Origin of the sequence: Paenibacillus sp. FSL H7-0442 (assembly GCF_038593105.1) — a bacterium.
Classification (GTDB): domain Bacteria; phylum Bacillota; class Bacilli; order Paenibacillales; family Paenibacillaceae; genus Paenibacillus; species Paenibacillus polymyxa_D.
In genome coordinates, this window is the sequence record NZ_CP151963.1 from 3,626,603 (window position 1) to 3,649,324 (window position 22,722).

Below are 22,722 nucleotides of genomic sequence, written 5' to 3' on the forward strand. Positions count from 1 at the left end.
TTCAGCATTCATCATTATAATATTTTTTATGAGGAAAGATGATCCATACCATGATATAAGAAATGAGAAAAATCAGCGTAGCTTCCTTGGAACTGTTGCATATCATGAGCAGCAATACCTACAAAATTCCCTGTAAAACCACCGGATAAAAAGCTGATATCCTGCATTTCAAAAAGTCGCTTCCAAGCAGGTCTATCTCCGACTCCATAATAAAATTGCCCGTGGGATGCATGGACTTCCACAGCTAAATGTATAGGAAGATCGTCCTGAAGCGTAATCGCTTGGGGAACTAAAGTAAATGTATTGGCTTCACATCGCATCAAGCGTAGTACCTTCCCTTGTCCTTCCTCATAGCTAATATAGGCGTACAAATAATCTTCTTCATTAAGGTACAGTAGTAGCCCCGCCATCTGCAAATAGCTTGTTGGCTGGTACTCCAGTGCTGTTTCTACCCGGAAATGATGATCCGTTTGCCGAATGGCAAGCACGTGATGCTGGAACAGACTTTGTATGGATTCCCCAGCATGGATTCGAAGATAGCCCGGGCGCTGACTTAATGAACACCAGCTCTCGTTCGCTAGGATACGCAATGTGTTCCACGTTTTATCTAATAGGGCTCCCTCGAAAAAATCCTCGAAAATATTACTCTTTTGCTCTTGCTTAACCGAAATTGTCCCTTGAGGTGCAGGCACCTCCAATTGAGGCGTATGGCCCCCCGCGGTTAATCGCAGCCAGCCTTCATCATTCCAGTACACTTGCTGCAAGGCTGTTTCCCGTCCCAAAATGGCATATTTCCCCTCTACCGGGCGTGTGCATAAATGAGCCATGTACCATTCGCCGTCTGGTGTTTGTACAAGACTGCCATGTCCTGCACATTGTAACGGGAAATCCAGTCGATCACGTGATGTAAGCATCGGGTTGTGCGGGTCTACTTCATATGGTCCGGTTATTTGCTTCGAGCGTGCTACGGTAACGGCATGCCCCGTACCCGTTCCGCCTTCCGCTGTAACAAGATAATAATATCCGTTTTGCTTGTAGATATGAGGCGCTTCTGTTTTCTTCAAAGGAGTACAATCAAAGATTTTAACAGGCTCCCCAATGAGCTGTTGTTGCTTGCTATCATACTCCTGCATGACGATACCGGAAGATTTATTGCTTTCCAACATGCGATAATCCCACAATGCGTTCAACAGCCATTTGCGTTCGTCATCATCATGAAATAAAGACGGATCAAATCCGCTACTATTCAGATAAACGGGTTCCGACCACGGTCCTTGGATCGTAGGCGCCGTCATCACAAAATTATGAACATCCTTGAACGGACGTTTGGTGCTTTTCACATCCGTATAGAGCAGATAAAAAAGGTTATCCGCATAACTAAGCTGTGGTGCCCAAATACTGCAATTTTTAGGATTACCTCTTAAGTCAACCTGATCGGTCAAAATATCTGTGCAGTGCTCCCAATGGGCCAAATCTTTGGACTGGTACACCCGTACTCCAGGCAGCCACTCAAACGATGACACCACAATATAGTAAGTATCCAGGGCTCGTGTAATACACGGATCGGGATTAAAGCCTTTTAATATGGGATTTTGGATCATCATGAGACCTCACTTCTCCTTACTTCCAAAATGTGACTTCAGCAAAAACCTGTTCCTTGCTCCATGCTTCTGTTCCCGCCTCAAAACAATCCGCCCACGGAACACGCTGCTTACGTAACGTAGCAACTTCATCGGGTCCGTTATATTCCTGATAACAGACGGTTTTCTCGTTCGCAACATTGTTCCAATTGTCCCAGCCACGTGGGTCAATATGATCGCCCATTTTACAATCGACAAATACGGTTTTGGCATATTCCCGCCACGGACGGCCCAAAAAAACCGGGGTAATATCAGGCTCTGCAGTTAGGTAGCATTGGTTGAATACATAGCCATACGCTTGTCCTTGCGGCGTAGAGGCGGCTGTGACGTAGCTCGTTTGGTTCTCATGATGGCGTAAACTGCGAATTTCGCAATCTTCAAAATAAGCGGTAGCCCCACCAAAAATAAAGTCCACCGTACCCTCTATATAACAATGCTGATAGAGCTGCCGATAGTGTCTATGGTGCTCCTTCAAATGGATTCCACCAAACTGGAGTCGTTCTTTCGGTGCAGGAGGTAGAGGGCCTGTAAATAAAGTATCCTGGTGCCCTTTAAAGGTACAGTTTCTAAAGACCGTTTCATCGCAATGAGCGTATACCGCAACGGCCTGCCCAATGGCTTCTCCCTGTCCTGCCGTGTTGGAAATCGTGAGATTTTCCAAGATCAGATGGCTACCGCCTAAAAATAAAGTGGGTGTCGCAAAGGTCCCTATTTCCTCACCCGCTTCATTCCGCTCCTTGGCATACCGATTCATTCGAATCTCTACCTGCCCGATGCCTATAATATGAAGATACGAACGGTAAATTCGCACCTCTTCCTCATAAATACCTGATAAAATAGTTAACGTTTCCATTTCATTGGAAGCCGACTGCTCCAATACAGCAATTGCCTCCTGAATCGTATGGAAATCACAAAAGGATTCTTTTCCAACTAGCATGATTACCCCGATCCTTTCATTTGATTTACAGGTGCTTGGCTAAAAATGTCTGCCACGCCGTGCGCATTTGCAGCGTCTCCATATGTCCACCGCCTGCAATCACAGGCTGCCAATGCTCTGGGTGACCTGCCTGCTGGTAAGCTTCCAGCAACCCTTTTGCCAAATGCTCGACTCCTTCAATAGGACACATCCGGTCATTTTGACCTGTTATACTCATCCGTGGACGAGGTACGATCCGCTTTTGAATATCAAGGGTGGTAAAATGCTTCAGCAAGCCGGGGACATAGGAATAAAAGCCATGATGGTCCAATCCCCGTTTAGCGATTAGCGTATGGGCATCTACCTGTCCACAAATATCAACCGTAACCTGTATCCGTTCATCTAACGCAGCCATCCACCATGCCATGAGTCCGCCCATCGACATACCGATTGTTGCGATACGGGAAGCATCAATGTCTTCACGCTGGCACATATAATCCACCAAGCGACGGTTATCATACAGCATCATGCCCCACAGCACTTGGCCCTGCCAGAGCATTTCCTTTACCAGCTCGCTCTCGGTTTTACCCCCACGTTCATTGAAGCCCCACATGTCAATACAGCACACGCAGTACCCCATGTCTGTCAGGGTTGTAGCAAACGAGGGCTGCTGCAAGTAAGAGCTGCTATGGAGCAGTTCCTTGCGTCCGTTCGTATAATCGCCCCCATGCGAATGGTTAAAAACGACCATTGGAAACGGACCGTTCCCTTGCAAGGGTGTAGCTACATAAGCGGGTACAGATTCGATCCCGTTCAAGTCGAGCAGGAGACACTCCAGTCGGTACCCCTCACGCTCTTCTTCATTCAACAGAGTTGCCGTTATAGGGCGATCTGCCGGAAGGTCTCCCAACAATGCTTGTAATTTATCCACGTTGTACCTCCTTTCATGTCCTCCTAATTCATCCTATTTTGTTCAGAAGGTTGTATCGTTACTTGTTCTATCAGCTTTTCGGGCTCAGCTGTATTCTTCGAATGGCAACGATTGATTTCAACGTCTTCCCCATTCTCAATATAAAAGGCAGGACCTTGATGATTTTCAATCGTCACCTGTTGAAAACGAATATCCCTCACGTTACCTAGATAAAAACCACGGTTATTCATATCTTCGATCCCTGTCATCATGGCCGGACGACCGGGAATTGCATTTTTAGCCATAGAAATATCAATATTGGAGAATGTAATTTCAGCAATATATTGTTCTGCTAGTCCGTATAAGAATCCAGCAGCCGCATGAACCTGTCGTGCCGTAATATCGGAAAAATGAATTCGTCTAAAGCACGGGGTTTCATCGGTAATCGGATAGGGATTTTTGTCCCACACATATTTGTCTTTGCCCCGAGGGCCGCAGAAATAATACAGGTTCAGAATAAATGGACAAATGACCTCCTCCATCACAATGTTGCTGACGCGGATATCCTCGATGATTCCGCCACGTCCCCGTCTGGATTTCAGACGTATACCCCGATCTGTTTGCTTGAACACACAATTGCTGATCGTAACATTACGAATATCACCACTCATTTCGCTCCCCAGTACAACTGCGCCATGTCCATGCACCATCGTACAGTTGGTAATCGTAATATTTTCACATGGAATTCGCTCTTGTGTATCTTCGGTCCCCGCTTTGATCGCAATACAATCATCGCCCACATCTATATTGCAGTTGCTAATACGAACATTGGAACAGGATTCAGGATTAATGCCATCCGTATTGGGGGAGTCCGCCGGGTTAAGAATGGACAAATTATCAATCGTAACGTTATAGCAAGCGATGGGGTTCACAGTCCAACTGGGGGAATTTTTTAACATAACATCTTTAATGGTAACCCGCTGACAACGGTCAAAGCTGATTAATTTGGGTCTCGGATACTGTAACTCCTCTGGATGATTTCGGTGCTTTTCCCACCACGGCTGACCATTTCCATCCAGCGTTCCGCTACCTGTAACTGAAATATTCTCAAGATTCTGTCCATAAATGCATGACGCATGCACTTCCCGCTGAACGCCTTCCCATCTGGATTCCACTACAGGGTAATCAGCCAGATCCGTACTGAAGGACAGAATTGCGCCAGGACTTACATGTAGTTCAATGTTATTTTTCAGAAAGATAGCACCTGTCAGATACGTCCCAGACGGAACAACAACGGTTCCTCCTCCAGCATTGCTGGCCGCTTCAATGGCAGCCGCAATCGCTCCCGTAGCCAACGTCGTGCCATCCTGAACTGCTCCATATTCTACAATGTTATACAATTGCATTTCGTTCTCTCCTGTCTTTTTTTGTGAATACGAAAATGATTTATAGACTGGGCTTGAAAATACACTGGAAAACGGAATAGGCGGAATGGTGCTGGACAAGTGTCAGCGATGGTAAGCACCTTCCGCCTGCGTAGTGGCAATTCATGTACACTCATGCTCAACCTATATCTTTATTTTTTCGTTTTCTTATACGCTTCCTCATACTCAGCAGTAATCCGTGATCCACCGGAGTTTTTCCAGTTTTCTACGGCTGCTTTAAATCCGGCTTCGTCAAGCTCACCCATAATAAATTTGAAGGAGGCGTCGGTAATGATTTTCTCCAGCTCTGTTCCTTGCTCATTAGCGGTGACTGAATCCAGTGGCACGGTCGGGTCCAGAACAGCAAATTCATTATTTTCTCGGACTAATTCATTAGCCAGTTCCTTTTCTGGATTGGCATCTTTTAAGTTATAAGTCACTTCACTTGGTCTGGAGCTTGAAAATGGCTGAACATCTGCTTGCCACAAATCTGTATTCGTAATTTTGAAGGCTCCATCTTTTTCGATTTTATAATGAGTGCCTTCAATACCACCGGTCATATACATATATACATCTTTGTCAATTAAATCATCTACAAATTGCAGCAGTCTCTTCAACTCAGCTTCTGTTTTTACTTCGGATTTCGGAAATGCCAGCAAACCTCCTACCCCGCTTCCCTCAGACCATACGTGGTATTTGCCATCTCCATTCGAAATCTTGTTAACTGGTACCAGCTTCAGCCCCTTTTGCAGGCCTTGGGACAAGGTTCTGAGGTTAGAGATATCGATCATGCCTGTATAAATACCTGCTTTACCTTGTGCAAATTGTTGCTGCTGGTCCGTTTTAGCGGTTACAGCAAAGTCTTTAGAGAGATATCCGTTTTTGTATAACTTATTCGAATACTTTAAGGTCTCCAAATATTGGGGAGTATCAAATTCCGGCGTAAACTTTCCGCTTTCATCTACTTTCCAGCCATTAGGTGTGCCAAAGTAGGAACTTAAAGTTTTGAAGCTGCTGTAGCGTAGATCCGATCTGTCAACAAATCCAGTCGTATCCTTTTTTCCATTCCCATCCGGATCATCTTCTGTAAACGCTCTCGCAACTTCATACAACTCATCCAGTGTCGTCGGCACCTTCAATCCTAAGCGATCCAGCCAATCCTGACGAATGACCAGACCTGCCCGAGCCAGATTCTTCTGGAACGGAACGCCATACAGTACCCCTTCAATGGATGCGGCTTCTCGCACTTCAGGCGGGATCTTCTTCAAATTTTCATAATCATCCAAATACTTTCCTACATCCCAGAATAGTCCTGATTTCAATGAACTACGCACTGAAGAGTTAGTCATCATCGTCAGCGTCACCATATCAGCCAGTTCACCAGAAGCCAGTGCGGTGGTAATTCTCTCTTCTTTGGAAGCATCCGGCACCCAGTTGAACGTGATTTTAGAATTGGTGTATTCTTCAATTTTGCTTTTGATCGTTTCTGTAGGCGGAGAAGCTGTATGCAATACGTTTAACCAGGTAAATTCCAGTTTGGATTTCGGATCATAGGTTTGGCCGCTTTGATCCTCTCCCCCCTTATCACCACAAGCTGCTAAAAAAACACTCATGACCATTAGTACAGCAAGAAGGCCTGATACTCCCTTTTTCGTCGTGATTCCCTTTTTCATCGTGTTTGCTCCTTTTCTGTTTGTATATTCATGCCATATCTTCCTCTTTCACCAGAACCTCTCGCTCTATTTTGCTGAATACCTGATGCGTCATCCACATCACGAGATAGCCCATAATACTTGCTCCGGCAAAAGTTAGAATTCCTGGGTACAAGCCTAGAATCAATGCAAATAGCACGACAATGGCTACAAAAAGAACAAGCGTGTATTGTAAATACGAAAATCCAATCACGATCGACATCTTGACCTTCAGTCTGATGCCTCTCCAATCATAGTGAGCCAGCAGCGGGAAAATATAGGCCAAAGAGATAAGATACAAAAAGGCTCCAATAAGCGTCACCACACGAACATACCAGGACGAGACGTTGACGATATCCACGTAGAGCACGTAACCCACAAGGCTGTAAAGCCCCCCAATGATGGCTGCTTCTTTAAAGCTTTCTCTAAAGTAACGTACAAACGTCGAGAAAATGGCGACTTCCTCATTGCCCCGAATCCACTGTCTTAAAATACTAAGCATAGCAACGGTTGCAGGCCCAACGCCTATAAAACCCAAGCCCAGAATCGTCGCAACCGTCCAAAGCAAGTTAAGGTAGACCAGGCGTAGCAGGCGCATGCACCATTTGTTCATGTTTTCTACAAACCGCACCATTTTGCATCCTTCCCGTCGTCATTAGTAAACGCCGTCTTCACCAAATTTCTTGGCCAGTCGATTGGAGCCCATAATCAGGATTAAACCTACCACACCTTTAAAAAGCCCTACCGTTGTACTAAAACTTAATTGTCCATTCTTTAAGCCCGCAGTATAAATGTAAGTGTCAAAGATTTCGGCAACTTCGCGGTTTAAGGAGTTCAATAGCAGATACATATGCTCAAAGCCCAAATCCAACGTGCTACCGATCTTCAAAATTAACAATGTAATAATGACTGGGCGGATCGCAGGCAAGGTAACGTGCCATGTCTTTCTCAGGCGTCCAGCTCCGTCCATCTCTGCTGCCTCATACAATTGCGTATCTACCACTGTAATCGCAGATAGATAAATGATGGTAGACCATCCCAGTTCCTTCCAAATCACTTGCCCGATGTAGACTGTTCGCAGCCATTGCGGAGAAGTTAAGAAACTGATCTTCTCACCACCTAGCGCGGCAATCATTTCATTCAGCACCCCACCGTCTACGGTTAGGAATACATAAGAAATCGAAACAATGATAACCCATGACATAAAGTGCGGGATGTAGATAATGGTTTGGATAATGTTCTTAAAGAACATCTTCCTGACTTCGTTCAGCATAAGCGCCAAAATGATGGGCAATGGAAAAAAGATTACAATGTTCAATGCAAACAAAACCAGCGTATTGCGAAGCAGCATAAAAAACGTAGGCTCGGTAAACAAACGAATAAAATGCTTCATGCCTACCCATGGACTGCCTGTGATTCCCTGAAAAGCTTGATAATCCTGAAATGCAATCACCAATCCCCCCATAGGAAAGTACTTAAAAATAATGAAGTATACCAGTCCGGGTAAAACCATTAGATAGAGCAGCTTGTGTTTCTGCATTCGTAAAAGGCTTTCCGTCGTTCTTTTGTTCTTTTTCATTTTCATGTTTGGTGCGGGGACACTTGAAACTTTCATTAGTTCGACCTCCTTCAAACGTTCCTGTATACGTTTTCAAGAGTATGCGATTTTCAGCATTCCGCATATAATCACCAAATGATAGCGTTTACAAAATTGGGTGTGCAGCCTACTTTTCAACCTTTCACCTTAGCTAATGATTACTACACAACCTAATGATCATTCGCTTTTTTCCAGGCTTAGGGAACACCTCAAGATTTGATTATATACGGAATTCTTTCCTCTTGATAAGGTTGCCATGTAAACGATTACGAGGAGGTCAACCACATTGACACAGCCATTACGAAAACAAAAATTACGAAAAAAAGAATCGCTGGGCAGCCGTATCTTCAACATTGTAAACAGTACACTATTGATTCTCATTGCCCTCACATGTCTCTTACCTTTTTTGAATATCATCGCCAGCTCTTTTGCCTCAACCGAAGAAGTGATAGCCAAGAAGTTCATTTTATTCCCAGTTACTTTTTCCTTGGATGCCTACCGCTATATTCTGTCGACTCCCACCATTTTTAGAGGTCTCGGGGTTTCGGTCGGCGTAACGATCGTCGGTACAGTTGTAAGTATGATATTTACTGCTTTTATGGCTTATGGATTATCCCGAAGATATCTACTCGGCCGCAATACGATTAACTTCATTGTCGTGTTTTCTATGTTGTTTAGTGGGGGGATGATTCCAACATTCCTGGTTGTAAAAAGCATGGGGCTTATCAATTCGTATTGGTCCTTGATTCTTCCTGTCGCCATTAATGCGTTTAACCTGATTATCATGCGTAACTTCTTTCAGGCGCTGCCAGATGATCTGGAGGAATCAGCCAAGATGGACGGGTGCAACGATTTTGGTATCTTCTTTAAAATTATGTTGCCATTAGCCCTGCCTTCTATTGCAACCATCTCTCTATTCTACGCTGTTGCCTACTGGAATACGTATATGCACGCCATTCTCTATATCAATGATTCTGCCAAATGGCCGATTCAAGTCTTGCTACGTCAAATTGTAATCGTTTCCAGTGGTATGCAGGCAGAAGGAACTGCTGTAGATGTCATTCCGCCTGCGCAGACGATTAAGATGGCGGTCATTGTCATTGCGACCGTTCCGATGTTAATCGTGTACCCATTTGTGCAAAAGCACTTTGTCAAAGGAGCTTTGTTAGGAGCGGTTAAAGGTTAATTGGCTTGCTTCATCTTTCGGTAAGCTCCCGGTGTAACCTGTTCCTTTTTCCGAAAAGAGCGGATAAAGTTTTGCGAATTATGATATTGCAGTCGCTCGGCGATTTCTTTAATCGTCATATCTGTCTCAACGAGCCACTTCTTACCCATTTGCAGCCGGTAGCCCATCAGATATTCACTAAACGTCGTTCCGTATTCTTTTTTGAAAATACTGCTTAAATAATTCGGATTGTAATGAAGTCGGTCTCCAATGAGTTCTAATGATAATTCCTGGTCATATTCAGCACGGATAATAGCAGCAATTTTCTCCGAGAGACAGCGGAATTGCTGGTTGGTCTTCTCCTTCATGCTTTTTACCATGGGGAAAATAACTTGCTCTATCAGCATACGTTCTATCTCTTCCGGGTTACGGATGTCCAGCAAACGATGATACAAGGCATGATTGTCTTGCGTCAGCAGCACTTCAATCCCTAATAGTTGCTCTAATTGGATGAGGTTATTCACAAACCGTACCAACAGCACCTCAAAGTTCATGGAATGATTGTTTTTTACCATCATTTCCTCCAATAATGAGTGCACGGTATGATATACCTGCTCTTCGTCCCCTATTCGGATGGCATCAAATAGTTTTGATTCCAATTCCGTAGGATAATGGAGCAGCACCGGACCTGAAATGACCATGGAAATATCTTCATAAAAAATAATCGACTCTTTGCCTAAATTTAAACGGTGATGCAAAGCTTGCTTGCTCATCTCACAGGCTTCTTTACTTTCTAATAAGTTATCATACGCCGTACTAATGCCGATGCTGATGGAAACATTTAAATACTCTTTTACGTTTCGAACCAAAAGGGTCGCATCATCCAAGACTTGCTTTCTCATTTCCTGTTCGCTCAACCCTGTCAAAATTAATATGGTGGCCTGAGTGTTATCGTTCAAAATGATGGGAAGCATTCGCTGCTGCTCTGGAATCGTTTCTTCTACGATTTTGTTAATAGCCAGCAGCAAAACATCTTTATCCGAGGGCTCTCGATCTCCCAGATTATCCAGTTGGACTAACAAGGTAATATACATTTGATTCTCGATCTGCGGATAACCCAAGCGTGGCATTTTTCGTGCCAATTCCTCTGCAGAAATACGTTTGCGGAACAGGTTGAGAATCAATTGGGTTTCCAACTGTGGCATTTCGGACTGAATGAGACTTTCCAAGCTTTCCTTCTCGGTTACAATGTTATCGATGGAATTAATAATCCATTCAATTTCATTTTTAGAAGGTTCATTTTTGAAAGCAAAATTAGGATTTTTAGGCAAGCTTCGTTTTATTTGCTGAAATGGCTTTGTAAAGTAAATGGCAATGAAGTACGCCACTACCACCATTAAGAGCGTTAATACAAGTCCCATCATGATGATCCCAAATTTGGTCGTTTGAAAGGCATCCGCAATTTCTTTTTTATCTAATACTGTTAAATAAGTCCAATTGTTATAGGCAGATTTGGCGTAAATGACTTGTCGTGCAGGCTGCTGATCCGTTTTCTCCAAAGTTAGCATACCTGTGTTGCTCGGCTTCACTGTGGCTTCTGAAATATGCTGGAGCTGCTGGGTGGACAATAATTGTTCGGCAGGCTGGGTTTCATACATTAAATCGCCTTGATTATTCAAGATAAAAACAGCCATATGATCCTCGGTTTGAATCGTATGATTTAATGTTTGCAGCGAAATATCCGACAGAGCAATGGCTTGCTTCTTCTTAGAGAATACAGGCAAGGTATTAACAAAACGAATCCCTTTATCTGTTTTAACCCAGAATAGTCCCTGATTCTGATGGTCGATATAGGTATTAACCAGCTTCTCCCTTTCTGCTTTCGTCAAATAAGACAGGCTTCCATTGGAGATTCTCCAATTCTGATCCAGACTGATGAGTGAATATTCCGTTCCCTCTAATCCCATTGTAGCAATATAATTGAGCTGAGTATTCACATTCCGATACGCTATAAAATCTTTTTCTGTAATGGGATTTTTCACAACATCATTAAAGGAACTGGTCGTGCTATACGTATTAAAAGCATATTCAATCGTTTGAATTTTCTGCTCCAGGCTATTTCTGATCTGTGCCATATAGCTTTGCTTGGTATTGGAAACCCTCTCCACAACGGAGCTAATTGTTGTAAAATAGATGTAGCTGCCAAAACTGGCCACAAATCCTATTCCTAAAACCAGAATCGTAATAAAAATGGTGTAGAACATTCTTCCTTTTTTCATTGCGCTCCCCCTCTGGCTCTTTGCATCACATCAAAATTATAGCGCTTTCATAACAAGGTTTAAATCATTTTTTTCACGTGTGCATTATTTTTTACATCCGTATCATTCCAATTTAAGTCGATTTTGTTTGGTTGGCGGCAGTTAAAAAGAAATTTGGAGGAATTACTTATGTTACATGTTGTTAGTCCTAAAGAACCGATTGTAAAAGAAGAATTTCCGTCAGAAACTTCCTTTCTCTCCCTCTATCCCGTAGCAGTTGGTGAAGCTCGTCCTTTTATATTGGTATTACCTGGCGGTGGTTACGAGCATTTGGCCTCACATGAAGGAGAGCCTATAGCTCGGTGGTTAAACGATCTAGGTATTCATGCGGGTGTGCTGGAGTATCAAGTCGGTGATTTCGAGATTACTTCCTTGTTGGAGGATGTAGAACATGCTCTGCAATGGATTCGCCAAACATCGCATGACTGGCTGGTCATCCCTGACCAAGTGGGGCTCATCGGTTTTTCAGCAGGCGGTCACTTGGCCTCCATTGTCTCCACTATAGGGACGGTAAAGCCAGATCTTCTGTTGTTGGGATACCCTGTAATTTCATTTTATGAGCCTTATACACATATCGGAAGCCGTACGCATTTTTTAGGGGAACAGCCGACGCTGGAACAGCTTCAAGCCTTTTCATCCGATCGGCAAGTGACTTCAAAGACACCTCCAACTTTGATGTGGACTACAGCCAATGATGGCGCTGTACCGGTAGAAAATAGTCTGTTGTTCGCTTTTTCATTATCCAGGGAACGTATTCCGTTTGAACTGCATGTATTTGAGGAAGGACGACACGGCTTGGGACTGTCAGAGGACAACCATGAATGCCATCAATGGCTCAATCTGGCGGAAACTTGGCTTCAAAAACATGGATATGCTCGGGCGAGACAACAGATCACAACTCGACTGTTTATCGCCGGGGACTCCACTGCAGCTCAAAAAGGGGCTACCGAAAAACCGATGACAGGCTGGGGTGAACACTTGCAAAGCTATTTGGCACCGTCTGTTCATGTGGACAATCGTGCTGTCAATGGGCGAAGCACCAAATCTTTTATAGCAGAAGGCCGATTAGCTGATATTGAAAAAGATATTCTAGCTGGAGACTATCTGTTTATTCAATTTGGACACAACGATGAGAAAAAAGAAGACCCCACTCGCTATACCGATCCTGATGGAGATTATCGTCAAAACTTAATTCATTACATTCAGTCCGCTAGAGAGCGTGGTGGAATTCCAGTGCTATTGACCTCTGTAAGCCGCCGCCGATTCACCGCAAACGGTGAACCTGATCCGCTGGCTGTAGGAGCCTATCCCGCTGCCATGAGACAAGTAGCCGCGGAAACCAAAACACCCCTGCTCGATATTTTTGAAGCTTCTCAGCAGCTTTATCGTTCCATGGGTGAAAAAGAGTCCCAGCAGCTATTTATGTATTTGCCTGAAAAAGCGCACCCTAATTACCCCGCTGGTATAACGGATAATACCCATTTTTCTGACAAAGGAGCCAAACAGGTCGCCCAGCTTATAGCGGAAGCCATTCGTCAGTGTGCGGAACTGTCTGCATTAAAACAGCGTATGGTAGAAAGGAATCTAGACAGCGATGAGAGACTTGCACATCAACTTGTCAACTGATATCAAGAACTAGAAAGAATACAAATACGAAAAACGGGCTTGGAGCTAATCACTCTGACGTCCGTTTTTTATTCCGTGTGGATCAAAGACTATACAGCCAGGAGAATAGTTCAAAAATACAGTACAATAAAATGAATTTCTTTAATTGTTATATTTTAATTATTTTGTATCTTATAGGACTTTAGAATCGTTTTTTTTGTATTATTTTGACAACATTTGTCGAATAAAGCGAAATCAATAATTTTACATGGTATATTTTAGGAGCCCATATCATACATCAGGAGGAATTTTTTATGAATACTAAGAAAATCTTATTAACAACAGCAATGTCTTTGGGGCTAATTGGTAGTATCATCGTCCCTAGTGCGTCCGCAGCAGTAGGTCCTTCGCCAGTAATTACGCCTGTTGTAGAAGTTAACGGAGTATATTACAGAACGGCTACATTGCCACGAAATTATTCCTATGCGCTGTCAAATTACCCGGGCGATACTTATAAAGTGGTGAGCGGAAATGTCACAGTCTCCTCTTCCGGCGTGGTAACAACCACCACTGCAACGAGCGCAAGAGTAGAAATTTACGGCGGTAACGGTAAATTGAGAATGGTGTATACCGTCAAGGTAAACTAAGGTTGGAATAAGCGTTCCTGGGAGTACGGAGTCAACGATCATTATCAAAATGGTGATTTGATAGCGAGTTTTTTAAGCACTGTCCGTTTATTGGGACAGTGCTTCTTTATGGGGCGAGTAGAACTCATACTGCTATTTTATCAGTAGAACTCTATATTAATTTTCATTGAACTCTATTTAACGACCTCTTGAGAAGTTTTATTTAAATGATCCTCAAAACTGCTCGAACGTCCTCTTTTCTAAACTTTCGTGAGATCAATAAAGATACCCAAAAAAATCCAAGTCCCCCTCGCTCCAATCGATCTTTCCTACTTTTTTAATCATTATTCCATCAATTTCCTCAAAGCCTATTCCATTTGTAATCATTTTTTCATTATCAATTTTTAACCATTTAATTTTGTTCTTTACAGGCTTATATCCATTTCTTAAATACAAGTTCATATTATCTGCACATAAAAGTATAAAATCAATATTTCCTGTAACGGATAATTTTTCAATTTCTAAAAGCAGCGCTGAAGCTATTCCCTGTGATCGAACATTTTTTGAAACACACAAATCAATTAAACCCAGTACTCTTATGGATTCTCCGTTTAGATTCATTATCCTATAATCTAATCCAACATGACCTATAAGTTGATATTCATGGTTAAAAGCTAGAAGTCTAAAATGAGGAAGTTGCTTGAAATAAATTCTATCCTTAGGGTAGATTTCTGAAAAACTGTCGATTAATAATGTTTGTATACTGGCTGCTAACTCTTCACTTATGTCATGTTCAAAAACTTGATCTATTTTCAAAATACCACTCCATCCTTGAACCCGCATTAGCACTAGCTTAATAAAGAGGCTTTGGCAAATTCAATTTAACATCATAAAAAAGCATCCTCGATGATCCAACCAGCGGTGGAGTACGAGCCTTATCCGAAACAAGGTCTGTCTCAATGAATACCGTGGGCAGTTCAAAATTTCCTTTTCCCTCTAGGAAAAACAAAAAAACCCTTGCTACGCAAGGGTTTTTGAGGAAATGGGCCCTGAGGGACTCGAACCCCCGACCAATCGGTTATGAGCCGACCGCTCTAACCAACTGAGCTAAGGGCCCTCAAAAAAACATGTATATTCACGTCACATATTCATAACAGCAACGTTAATTAATATACAACATTTTCTTGTGTTTCGTCAATAGTCTTTCGAAAATTTTCTTTTTAAAAATTATTTTTGTGGACTTACGGAATAAATCGGACACCATAACGACCTTTGCGCGAGCGGTACACCTCCACTGCGCGGGGATCATTGTAGCCATACATCCAGCCGTCGTGCTCCAACCTTTTTGCCAGACATCCTGCCTGAAATTTAGTCGTGTACAGTCTGCCATAGTAAATCCAATACATCCGAGCTCCCTCTTTTCACATGATGGTAGGAGTTAGTGTAACCGGATCGAATTCGATTTACACGGCCTGGGCCATAACAATCTACAATGGTTAGCAAAGAGTACGAATCGCTCTAATCATTAGACCTATTGGCCTCTATAGCTCATCTTATTTACCAAAGGAAGCGGGGTCCTGGCGCCAGGAACGCAGCAGTTGCATCTCTTCTTCCTGAATGGTTCCTTCACGCAAGGCAACGTTCATCAGGGCTGTATAATTGGACAAGCTTTGCAGCTCCACACCCGCTTCTTCAAAGGCTTGAGTCGCTTTGTCTAGCTGGTAGCTGAAAATGGCCAGTACCGCTAATGGCTGAGCGCCTGCTTGTGCTACGGCCTGTGCTGCTTTAATGGAGCTGCCTCCTGTAGAAATAAGATCCTCGATAACCATAACCTTCTGACCTGCGCTAATACGGCCTTCGATTTGGTTTTCTTTCCCATGTCCTTTGGCTTTGTCCCTTACATAGGCCATTGGCAGATTTAGCTTTTGCGCCACCCAGGCTGCATGAGGAATCCCTGCTGTAGCTGTCCCTGCAATGACTTCAGTTTCGGGGTATTGCTCACGAATAAGGGCAGCAAATGAGTCTGCGATCAGCTCGCGCACCTCCGGGTAGGACATGGTCAGGCGATTGTCACAGTAAATTGGCGATTTAATGCCGGATGTCCATGTAAAAGGCTGTTGTGGGCGCAATGCCACCGCCTGAATACGTAACAGATGGGATGCAATTTGCTCAGGTATACTATTGAATGTGGTCATACTTGTATCATCTCCTCAATAATGTGTTCCGCTGCGGCGCGTGGGTCTGCTGCTGCGGTGATAGGACGTCCAACGACAATGTAGCTGCTGCCTTGTGCAATGGCTTGGCCAGGTGTAAGCACACGCGACTGATCGCCTGTAGCACTACCTGCCGGGCGTATGCCAGGAGTTATCGTCTTAAAGTCTGAACCACATACAGCACGAATGGCAGGCACTTCCAAAGGTGAAGCTACCACACCATCTAGTCCCGCCTCACGGGTCAGTTGTGCGTAACGAACCACTGCATCCTGTACCGTACCAGGAATACCTAATTCCTTATTCATGGTCGTCTGATCCGTGCTGGTCAGCTGTGTGACTGCAATAATGAGCGGCATGGAAAGCGAGCTGTCTGCGGAAATAGCTGCTTCTGCACCAGCTTTAGCGGCTGACATCATATTAACGCCCCCAGCAGCATGTACGTTGAACATATCTACACCTAAGCGGGTAATGCTCTCTGCCCCTCCCCGCACCGTGTTAGGGATATCATGCATTTTCAAATCCAGAAATACGGAGTATCCTCTGGACTTTAGTTGTTCTACAAAAGCTGGCCCTGCACTATAAAACAGTTGCATACCTACTTTTATATAACAAGGAATCCCTTCTAGCTGCCGAATTAACTGCTCAGCCTGTTGTGCATTGGGATAATCTAACGCAACCATCAGCCGTCCTGCCATCTGCTGAAATGCTCCATTCACCGTTCTCCATCCCCTTTTTACGTCAATTCGGGTGCATTTGCCCGTGATAAAGGACATCCGTCAGCCGAAGCTGATGAATGTCCTTCCCTGTGCTACTTATTTCCTCACATCTATTCGTAACGCATTATTTGCTCAGGACCGGCATGGATTCGGATGTGAAATTGATCGTTTCCAGCATTCTTAGCAAAGCGCGTACTGTATCCAGTGAGGTCATGCAGACAATGCCATTCTCAACTGCTTCGCGGCGGATACGGAATCCATCACGCTCTGGCGTTTTGCCTTTGGTCAACGTATTGAAGACAAAGTTGGCTTCACCCGTGCGAATCATATCCAGGATGTTCGGATTACCTTCGCTCAGTTTGTTGATCGTGTTCACTGGAATATTGGCCTGCTTCATAGCAGCCGCCGTTCCACCTGTTGCAATAATTTTATAGCCCAGTCTGTAAAAGCCCTGCATCAACTCGACAGCTTCTTCTTTATCCTTATCTGCCACTGTAATGATGATCGCCCCAGTGGATGGAATTTTCATACCAGCTCCCACAAGTCCTTTGTACAGTGCTTTGGCATACTGAATATCGCGTCCCATAACTTCACCTGTCGATTTCATTTCCGGGCCCAGCGTCGGCTCTACACGGCGCAGTTTGGCAAAGGAGAATACCGGAACCTTAACCGAGACATAATTACTTTCAGGCCATAGACCTTCTGAATAACCTGCATCTTTAAGCTTACCGCCCAAAATAGCCTGTGTCGCCAGATTTGCCATTGGAATATTTGTTACTTTACTCAAGAAAGGAACCGTCCGCGAGGAGCGAGGGTTAACCTCAATTACGTACACCTCGTCTTGATGAATAACAAACTGGATATTTACCAGACCGATCGTTTTCAATTCCTTAGCGATGCTGATTGTAATTTCCACAATTTTTTGTTTCAACTCGACAGATAAGTGCTGTGGTGGATACACCGCGATAGAGTCACCTGAGTGAACCCCGGCCCGTTCCACATGCTCCATAATGCCTGGTACCAATACTGTCTCGCCGTCGCAGATGGCATCGACCTCTACTTCTTTACCCAGCATATAACGGTCGATGAGCACCGGATGCTCTGGATTGATTTTAACCGCTTCTTCCATGTACCGCAGCAATTCCGTATCTGAGTACACGATTTCCATAGCGCGTCCGCCCAGAACGTAGGATGGACGTACCAGAACTGGATAGCCCAGCGCCTGTGCGGTTCCTACTGCTTCATCAACTGATGTGACCGTGTTGCCTTTAGGCTGTGCGATAGCCAGACGAGACAAAAGTTGCTCAAACTTCTTCCGGTCTTCCGCTTCATCGATACTTTCCAGACTCGTACCCAAAATATTCACGCCTGCCGCACTCAGTGGAGCTGCGAGATTAATGGCCGTTTGACCCCCGAACTGGACGATAACCCCAATCGGTTTTTCCTGCTCGATAACATTCATTACATCTTCGAAGAAGAGCGGTTCAAAGTAGAGGCGGTCGGATGTGTTAAAGTCCGTAGATACCGTCTCCGGGTTGTTATTGATAATCACTGCTTCGTAGCCCGCTTTTTGAATAGCCCATACCGCATGTACGGTGGAGTAATCAAATTCAATCCCTTGCCCGATCCGAATCGGTCCGGAACCGAGTACGATAACTTTCTCTTTGCTAGATGGAATCACTTCATTTTCCACCTCGTAAGAGGAGTAGTAGTACGGAGTTGTGGCTTCAAACTCGGCTGCGCACGTATCTACCATTTTGTAGACCGGACGCAGGTTTTGAGCTAGACGGAATTCACGTACCTCACGCTCGGTTGTCATACTGTCGTTTTGGCCCATACTGCGAATCTCGGCGATCGAGCGGTCGGTAAAACCTTTACGTTTGGCCTGATAGAGTGTTTCGTAGGTCAGCTCAGCTTCTCCAGCGATGATGGCTTCGAACTTGATGATTCCCTCTACCTTATCGAGGAACCACCAGTCAATTTTCGTCAAATCTTGAATCTCCTGCTGCTGCCAGCCGCGACGGAACGCCTCGGCTACCAAGAACAAACGCTCATCATCTGCTTTAATCAAGCGATCCTTGAGCACGTCATCAGACAGCTGATCGGCTCCCTTAAGATGCAGACGGTGTACACCGATTTCCAAAGACCGTACCGCTTTCTGGATGGACTCTTCGAATGTGCGTCCGATGGCCATGACTTCACCCGTTGCTTTCATTTGCGTGCCCAGCTTGCGGTTGGCAGAAATGAATTTGTCAAATGGCCAGCGTGGTATTTTGCTCACGATGTAATCCAGTGTTGGCTCAAAGCAAGCATACGTCTGTCCCGTTACCGGATTCACAATTTCATCCAACGTGTAGCCGAGTGCAATTTTGGCAGCCATTTTAGCAATCGGATATCCGGTTGCCTTGGAGGCCAGTGCCGAGGAGCGACTTACGCGTGGGTTTACTTCAATGACATAGTATTGATAGCTGTGCGGATCAAGCGCAAACTGTACATTACAGCCGCCTTCGATATTGAGGGCGCGGATAATTTTCAGAGAAGCAGAGCGCAGCATCTGGTATTCGCGATCTGACAGCGTCTGACTCGGAGCTACGACGATACTGTCGCCAGTATGCACGCCGACTGGATCAAAGTTCTCCATATTACAGACAACGATGCAGTTATCATTGCCGTCACGCATGACCTCATACTCGACTTCCTTCATGCCTGCAATACTTTTTTCCACCAAACATTGTCCGATTGGACTGTATCTCAAGCCAGAGCTGACGGTTTCACGCAGTTCTTCTTCTGTGGAGCAGATACCGCCACCTGTTCCCCCTAGCGTATAAGCCGGGCGAACGATAATTGGATAACCGATTTCGTTAGCAAATTCTAAAGATTCTTCCAAGGTTGTTACAATGACACTCTCTGGTACAGGTTGTTCCAACTCGCGCATCAAATCACGGAACAGATCACGATCTTCGGCTTTTTCTATCGAATTCAGTTGAGTTCCCAGTAGCTTAACGTTTTCACGCTCCAGCACTCCGGCGCGAGCCAGTTCCACTGCCATATTCAGACCTGTCTGTCCTCCCAGCGTAGGAAGCAGACCATCTGGACGCTCTTGACGGATAATCTGTGTTACAAAATCAAGTGTAATCGGCTCGATGTATACTTTGTCTGCCATGTTGGTGTCTGTCATGATGGTTGCCGGATTACTGTTGATCAGTACTACCTCGACGCCTTCTTCTTTGAGCGCTTGGCAAGCTTGTGTACCAGCGTAATCAAATTCTGCTGCCTGACCAATGACGATAGGACCGGAACCGATCACGAGTATTTTTTTAAGTTCTGTATTTTTCGGCATATTAGCGCTCTCCTCTCACTGCGGCGGCGATAGCAGCCTGACGCGGTTGCTTTGGATGATTTCTTTTGTGCTCACGGATCATGTCCAGAAAGCGATCAAACAGATAGCCATTATCGTAAGGTCCTGGTGCAGCCTCTGGATGATATTGCACCGAAAACGCGGGATACTTGGTATGTTTTAGACCTTCAATCGTTTTATCGTTGTTATTAATATGTGTCACTTCAAGCTCAGTCCCTTGGATCGAATCCTCATTCACCGTGTAGCCGTGATTTTGTGATGTGATAAAGCAGCGTCCGCTCTCCAGTTCTTTCACCGGATGGTTACCACCGCGATGTCCGAATTTCAGCTTTTCCGTATCCGCTCCCGAAGCTAAAGCGAACAACTGGTGTCCCAAGCAAATTCCGAAAATCGGATATTCCCCTAACAATTCAGCTACCGTACGAACGGCATAGGGTACGTCTTTTGGATCTCCAGGGCCGTTAGACAGCTGGATACCGTCTGGGTCCAAGCGACGAATTTCCTCAGCCGTCGTATCATGTGGAACGACAACTACATCGCAGTCCCGTTTATTCAGTTCGCGCAAAATGCCGCTTTTTGCACCGTAGTCAATCAATACGATCCGCTCTCCGTTGCCAGGACTGCTGTACGGATGAGGTGTGGAAGTCATAGGAACCTGATTGCGCAGTTCTTCAATGGTCAAGTCAGACATCATTTCTTTCAGTTCTTCCAGCGGCTGGGAACCAGTCGTCAAAATGCCCTTCATCGTACCGTGATGGCGAATAATCCGGGTAAGCATGCGGGTGTCGATGTCGCTAATGCCAATGATGCCATATTCCTTCAGCAAATCGCCCACGCTGTATTGAGCACGCCAGTTACTTGGCGCTGGCTCGTAATGTCTAACAGCAAAGCCATGGACATAAGGCCGTACCGATTCAAAGTCATCACGAGTAATTCCATAGTTGCCAATCAGCGGGTAAGTCATCGTTACGATTTGTCCGCAGTAAGAGGGATCAGTAAGCACCTCTTGATAGCCTGTAATCCCTGTGTTGAAAACGACCTCGCCTGTTTTATCACCTTCCGCACCAAATGATGTGCCTGTAAACAGCGTGCCGTCCTGAAGTAACAATCTTGCCTGCATCCCGTCTCACTCCTCTATATTGTTTCCTGCTATAAGGTTCTATTTTTTTAGTGGTTTCTATTTATTTTGCTTCGTCAGCAGACCATACCAGTTTGCCATCTACCCAAGTTTTCACAGGCCAGCCTTTGAGCTTCCAGCCTGTAAAAGGAGTGTTGCGTCCTTTGCTGGCAAACGTTTGCGGATCAACTGCCTGCTCCTGCTCCAGATCAATCATGGTCAGGTCAGCTGGAGCCCCTTCTTCCAGGCGTCCCGTATCAAGGCGGAAGACACGCGCTGGATCAGCAGTCATACGACGCACCAGAAAGTCCAGCGTCCACTGTCCGGTAGCTACGAATTTCGTGTACAACAGCGGGAAGGCCGTCTCAAATCCAACGATCCCGAATGGCGCCAGCTCCATCCCCCTTGCCTTCTCTTCCTCACTGTGCGCTGCATGGTCGGTTACGACGATGTCAATCGTACCGTCTTCCAGTCCCTCGATGCATGCCTGCACATCACGCGGGGAGCGTAGCGGAGGATTCATTTTCCAGTTCGCATCCAGCCCAGGGATATCCTCATCTGACAATACCAAGTGGTGCGGGCATACCTCAGCCGTTACCTTGATGCCAAAAGATTTCGCATGGCGGATTAACCGCACTGACTGCTCCGTGCTGACATGGCATACATGATAGTGTGCCCCGGTTGCCTCGGATAGTAAAATGTCCCGTCCGACGTGAATCGCTTCAGATTCGTTCGGAATGCCTTTAAGCCCGTGGCGCTTGGCAAATTCGCCGTCCGTCACTGCCGCTCCTTCAACAAGTGTGTTATCCTCACAGTGTGCAATAACCGGCATATCCAGTGCTTTGGCCCGCGTCATGGCGTCCTTCATCATTTGCGCGCTTTGCACCCCGACACCATCGTCAGTAAAGCCGATGGCACCTGCTGCTTTGAGCGCTTCAAAATCTGTCAGCTCACGACCCAGTTCGTTTTTCGTGATGGCTGCGTAAGGAAGAACCTTGGCTAGCCCCGCTTCCTGTCCCTTTTTCAATACCAGCTGAACTGTGTCCACATTGTCCGTCACTGGACGTGTATTTGGCATGCAGGCAATCGTCGTAAATCCGCCTTTCACCGCCGCGCGGCTACCCGTTTCAATCGTTTCTTTATATTCAAAGCCGGGTTCTCTCAGATGCACATGCATGTCGATTAAACCGGGGATGACCAGCTTCCCCTGGGCGTCAACTTTCTCGACTTCGCGCTCCTGCCCAGATGCGCCTTCTTCCATAAGTAGGCTGATTCCAGCATCCGCACTTGCGATAGCCAAAATCTTTCCGTCGGCGATTAGGATGGATTTCAATTCAGCCTCGCCCTGCTCGTTCAATACGCTTGCATTCATAATTAATTGTTTCATCTGAAATATTCCTCCGCTCAGTTTTTTGCAACTTTTCCC

At 45.2% G+C, this 22,722-nt stretch carries 18 protein-coding genes and 1 tRNA gene; 3 read left to right on the forward strand and 16 right to left on the reverse strand.

Going from position 1 to position 22,722, the window contains the following annotated elements; genetic code table 11:
• Positions 1 to 26: 26 nt before the first annotated feature.
• The 7 genes from MHH57_RS15980 to MHH57_RS16010 form a co-directional block, all read right to left on the reverse strand.
• Positions 27 to 1,604, reverse strand: a complete 1,578-nt coding sequence (locus MHH57_RS15980; protein ID WP_340955929.1) for a glycoside hydrolase family 43 protein — start codon at positions 1,602 to 1,604, stop codon at positions 27 to 29.
• A 16-nt stretch (positions 1,605 to 1,620) separates the two neighbouring features.
• Complete coding sequence (locus MHH57_RS15985; RefSeq protein WP_029517723.1) at positions 1,621 to 2,577, reverse strand: pectinesterase family protein; 957 nt, start codon at positions 2,575 to 2,577, stop codon at positions 1,621 to 1,623.
• Between the two features lie 25 nt (positions 2,578 to 2,602).
• A complete protein-coding gene (locus tag MHH57_RS15990; RefSeq protein ID WP_342434296.1) occupies positions 2,603 to 3,487 on the reverse strand; it encodes a prolyl oligopeptidase family serine peptidase in 885 nt (294 codons plus the stop codon).
• A 23-nt stretch (positions 3,488 to 3,510) separates the two neighbouring features.
• Entirely contained in the window at positions 3,511 to 4,872 is a 1,362-nt protein-coding gene (locus MHH57_RS15995; RefSeq protein ID WP_069010296.1) for a glycoside hydrolase family 28 protein, read from the reverse strand.
• Between the two features lie 170 nt (positions 4,873 to 5,042).
• Positions 5,043 to 6,563: an extracellular solute-binding protein gene (locus MHH57_RS16000; protein WP_029517726.1), complete on the reverse strand. Its 1,521-nt coding sequence runs from the start codon at positions 6,561 to 6,563 to the stop codon at positions 5,043 to 5,045.
• Positions 6,564 to 6,591: 28 nt separating this feature from the next.
• Positions 6,592 to 7,215 (reverse strand): DUF624 domain-containing protein, encoded by a 624-nt coding sequence (locus tag MHH57_RS16005; protein ID WP_029517727.1) that lies wholly within the window; start codon positions 7,213 to 7,215, stop codon positions 6,592 to 6,594.
• Positions 7,216 to 7,236: 21 nt separating this feature from the next.
• On the reverse strand, positions 7,237 to 8,196 hold the full coding sequence (locus MHH57_RS16010) for a sugar ABC transporter permease (protein WP_023989418.1): 960 nt from the start codon (positions 8,194 to 8,196) through the stop codon (positions 7,237 to 7,239).
• Positions 8,197 to 8,464: 268 nt separating this feature from the next.
• Here MHH57_RS16010 and MHH57_RS16015 point away from each other — a divergent pair, with 268 nt between their 5' ends.
• Entirely contained in the window at positions 8,465 to 9,364 is a 900-nt protein-coding gene (locus MHH57_RS16015) for a carbohydrate ABC transporter permease (protein WP_013311057.1), read from the forward strand.
• Here the strand turns inward: MHH57_RS16015 and MHH57_RS16020 are convergent.
• Positions 9,361 to 11,622: a helix-turn-helix domain-containing protein gene (locus tag MHH57_RS16020; protein ID WP_069010294.1), complete on the reverse strand. Its 2,262-nt coding sequence runs from the start codon at positions 11,620 to 11,622 to the stop codon at positions 9,361 to 9,363. The genes MHH57_RS16015 and MHH57_RS16020 overlap by 4 nt on opposite strands.
• A gap of 168 nt (positions 11,623 to 11,790) precedes the next feature.
• Between MHH57_RS16020 and MHH57_RS16025 the strand changes: the two genes are divergently transcribed.
• Both MHH57_RS16025 and MHH57_RS16030 read left to right on the forward strand, forming a co-directional pair.
• Positions 11,791 to 13,287: a GDSL-type esterase/lipase family protein gene (locus tag MHH57_RS16025; RefSeq protein WP_340885896.1), complete on the forward strand. Its 1,497-nt coding sequence runs from the start codon at positions 11,791 to 11,793 to the stop codon at positions 13,285 to 13,287.
• Between the two features lie 293 nt (positions 13,288 to 13,580).
• Positions 13,581 to 13,913, forward strand: a complete 333-nt coding sequence (locus tag MHH57_RS16030; protein ID WP_340932636.1) for a hypothetical protein — start codon at positions 13,581 to 13,583, stop codon at positions 13,911 to 13,913.
• A 255-nt stretch (positions 13,914 to 14,168) separates the two neighbouring features.
• Here MHH57_RS16030 and MHH57_RS16035 read toward each other — a convergent pair whose 3' ends face one another.
• The 8 genes from MHH57_RS16035 to MHH57_RS16070 all read right to left on the reverse strand — a co-directional run bounded on the left by MHH57_RS16035 (position 14,169) and on the right by MHH57_RS16070 (position 22,683).
• Positions 14,169 to 14,708, reverse strand: coding sequence for a GNAT family N-acetyltransferase (locus MHH57_RS16035; RefSeq protein WP_029517731.1), 540 nt, complete (start codon positions 14,706 to 14,708; stop codon positions 14,169 to 14,171).
• A 227-nt stretch (positions 14,709 to 14,935) separates the two neighbouring features.
• Positions 14,936 to 15,009 (reverse strand) — tRNA-Ile (locus tag MHH57_RS16040).
• 124 nt (positions 15,010 to 15,133) lie between these two features.
• Positions 15,134 to 15,298 carry a hypothetical protein gene (locus tag MHH57_RS16045; RefSeq protein WP_014282411.1) on the reverse strand — a complete coding sequence of 55 codons (165 nt, stop codon included), beginning with the start codon at positions 15,296 to 15,298 and terminating at the stop codon, positions 15,134 to 15,136.
• Positions 15,299 to 15,445: 147 nt separating this feature from the next.
• Positions 15,446 to 16,087 (reverse strand): orotate phosphoribosyltransferase, encoded by a 642-nt coding sequence (gene pyrE / locus MHH57_RS16050; RefSeq protein WP_342434297.1) that lies wholly within the window; start codon positions 16,085 to 16,087, stop codon positions 15,446 to 15,448.
• A complete protein-coding gene (gene pyrF / locus MHH57_RS16055; RefSeq protein ID WP_080658631.1) occupies positions 16,084 to 16,878 on the reverse strand; it encodes an orotidine-5'-phosphate decarboxylase in 795 nt (264 codons plus the stop codon). The genes pyrE and pyrF overlap by 4 nt, the downstream gene beginning before the upstream one ends.
• Positions 16,879 to 16,945: 67 nt before the next feature.
• A complete protein-coding gene (gene carB, locus MHH57_RS16060; protein WP_029517733.1) occupies positions 16,946 to 20,161 on the reverse strand; it encodes a carbamoyl-phosphate synthase large subunit in 3,216 nt (1,071 codons plus the stop codon).
• Between the two features lies 1 nt (position 20,162).
• Positions 20,163 to 21,299, reverse strand: a complete 1,137-nt coding sequence (gene carA, locus MHH57_RS16065) for a glutamine-hydrolyzing carbamoyl-phosphate synthase small subunit (protein WP_069010289.1) — start codon at positions 21,297 to 21,299, stop codon at positions 20,163 to 20,165.
• 61 nt (positions 21,300 to 21,360) lie between these two features.
• Positions 21,361 to 22,683: a dihydroorotase gene (locus tag MHH57_RS16070; RefSeq protein ID WP_029517735.1), complete on the reverse strand. Its 1,323-nt coding sequence runs from the start codon at positions 22,681 to 22,683 to the stop codon at positions 21,361 to 21,363.
• Positions 22,684 to 22,722: the final 39 nt, after the last annotated feature.

Bases quoted from the DNA above. Each gene is read 5' to 3' on its own strand.
- MHH57_RS16005 (WP_029517727.1), bottom strand. From the start codon at position 7,215: ATGGTGCGGTTTGTAGAAAACATGAACAAATGGTGCATGCGCCTGCTA.
- MHH57_RS16025 (WP_340885896.1), top strand. From the start codon at position 11,791: ATGTTACATGTTGTTAGTCCTAAAGAACCGATTGTAAAAGAAGAATTT.
- MHH57_RS15980 (WP_340955929.1), bottom strand. From the start codon at position 1,604: ATGATGATCCAAAATCCCATATTAAAAGGCTTTAATCCCGATCCGTGT.
- MHH57_RS16045 (WP_014282411.1), bottom strand. From the start codon at position 15,298: ATGTATTGGATTTACTATGGCAGACTGTACACGACTAAATTTCAGGCA.
- carB (WP_029517733.1), bottom strand. From the start codon at position 20,161: ATGCCGAAAAATACAGAACTTAAAAAAATACTCGTGATCGGTTCCGGT.
- MHH57_RS16020 (WP_069010294.1), bottom strand. From the start codon at position 11,622: ATGAAAAAAGGAAGAATGTTCTACACCATTTTTATTACGATTCTGGTT.
- MHH57_RS15995 (WP_069010296.1), bottom strand. From the start codon at position 4,872: ATGCAATTGTATAACATTGTAGAATATGGAGCAGTTCAGGATGGCACG.
- pyrF (WP_080658631.1), bottom strand. From the start codon at position 16,878: ATGTCCTTTATCACGGGCAAATGCACCCGAATTGACGTAAAAAGGGGA.
- carA (WP_069010289.1), bottom strand. From the start codon at position 21,299: ATGCAGGCAAGATTGTTACTTCAGGACGGCACGCTGTTTACAGGCACA.
- pyrE (WP_342434297.1), bottom strand. From the start codon at position 16,087: ATGACCACATTCAATAGTATACCTGAGCAAATTGCATCCCATCTGTTA.
- MHH57_RS15985 (WP_029517723.1), bottom strand. From the start codon at position 2,577: ATGCTAGTTGGAAAAGAATCCTTTTGTGATTTCCATACGATTCAGGAG.
- MHH57_RS16030 (WP_340932636.1), top strand. From the start codon at position 13,581: ATGAATACTAAGAAAATCTTATTAACAACAGCAATGTCTTTGGGGCTA.
- MHH57_RS16000 (WP_029517726.1), bottom strand. From the start codon at position 6,563: ATGAAAAAGGGAATCACGACGAAAAAGGGAGTATCAGGCCTTCTTGCT.
- MHH57_RS16010 (WP_023989418.1), bottom strand. From the start codon at position 8,196: ATGAAAGTTTCAAGTGTCCCCGCACCAAACATGAAAATGAAAAAGAAC.
- MHH57_RS16070 (WP_029517735.1), bottom strand. From the start codon at position 22,683: ATGAAACAATTAATTATGAATGCAAGCGTATTGAACGAGCAGGGCGAG.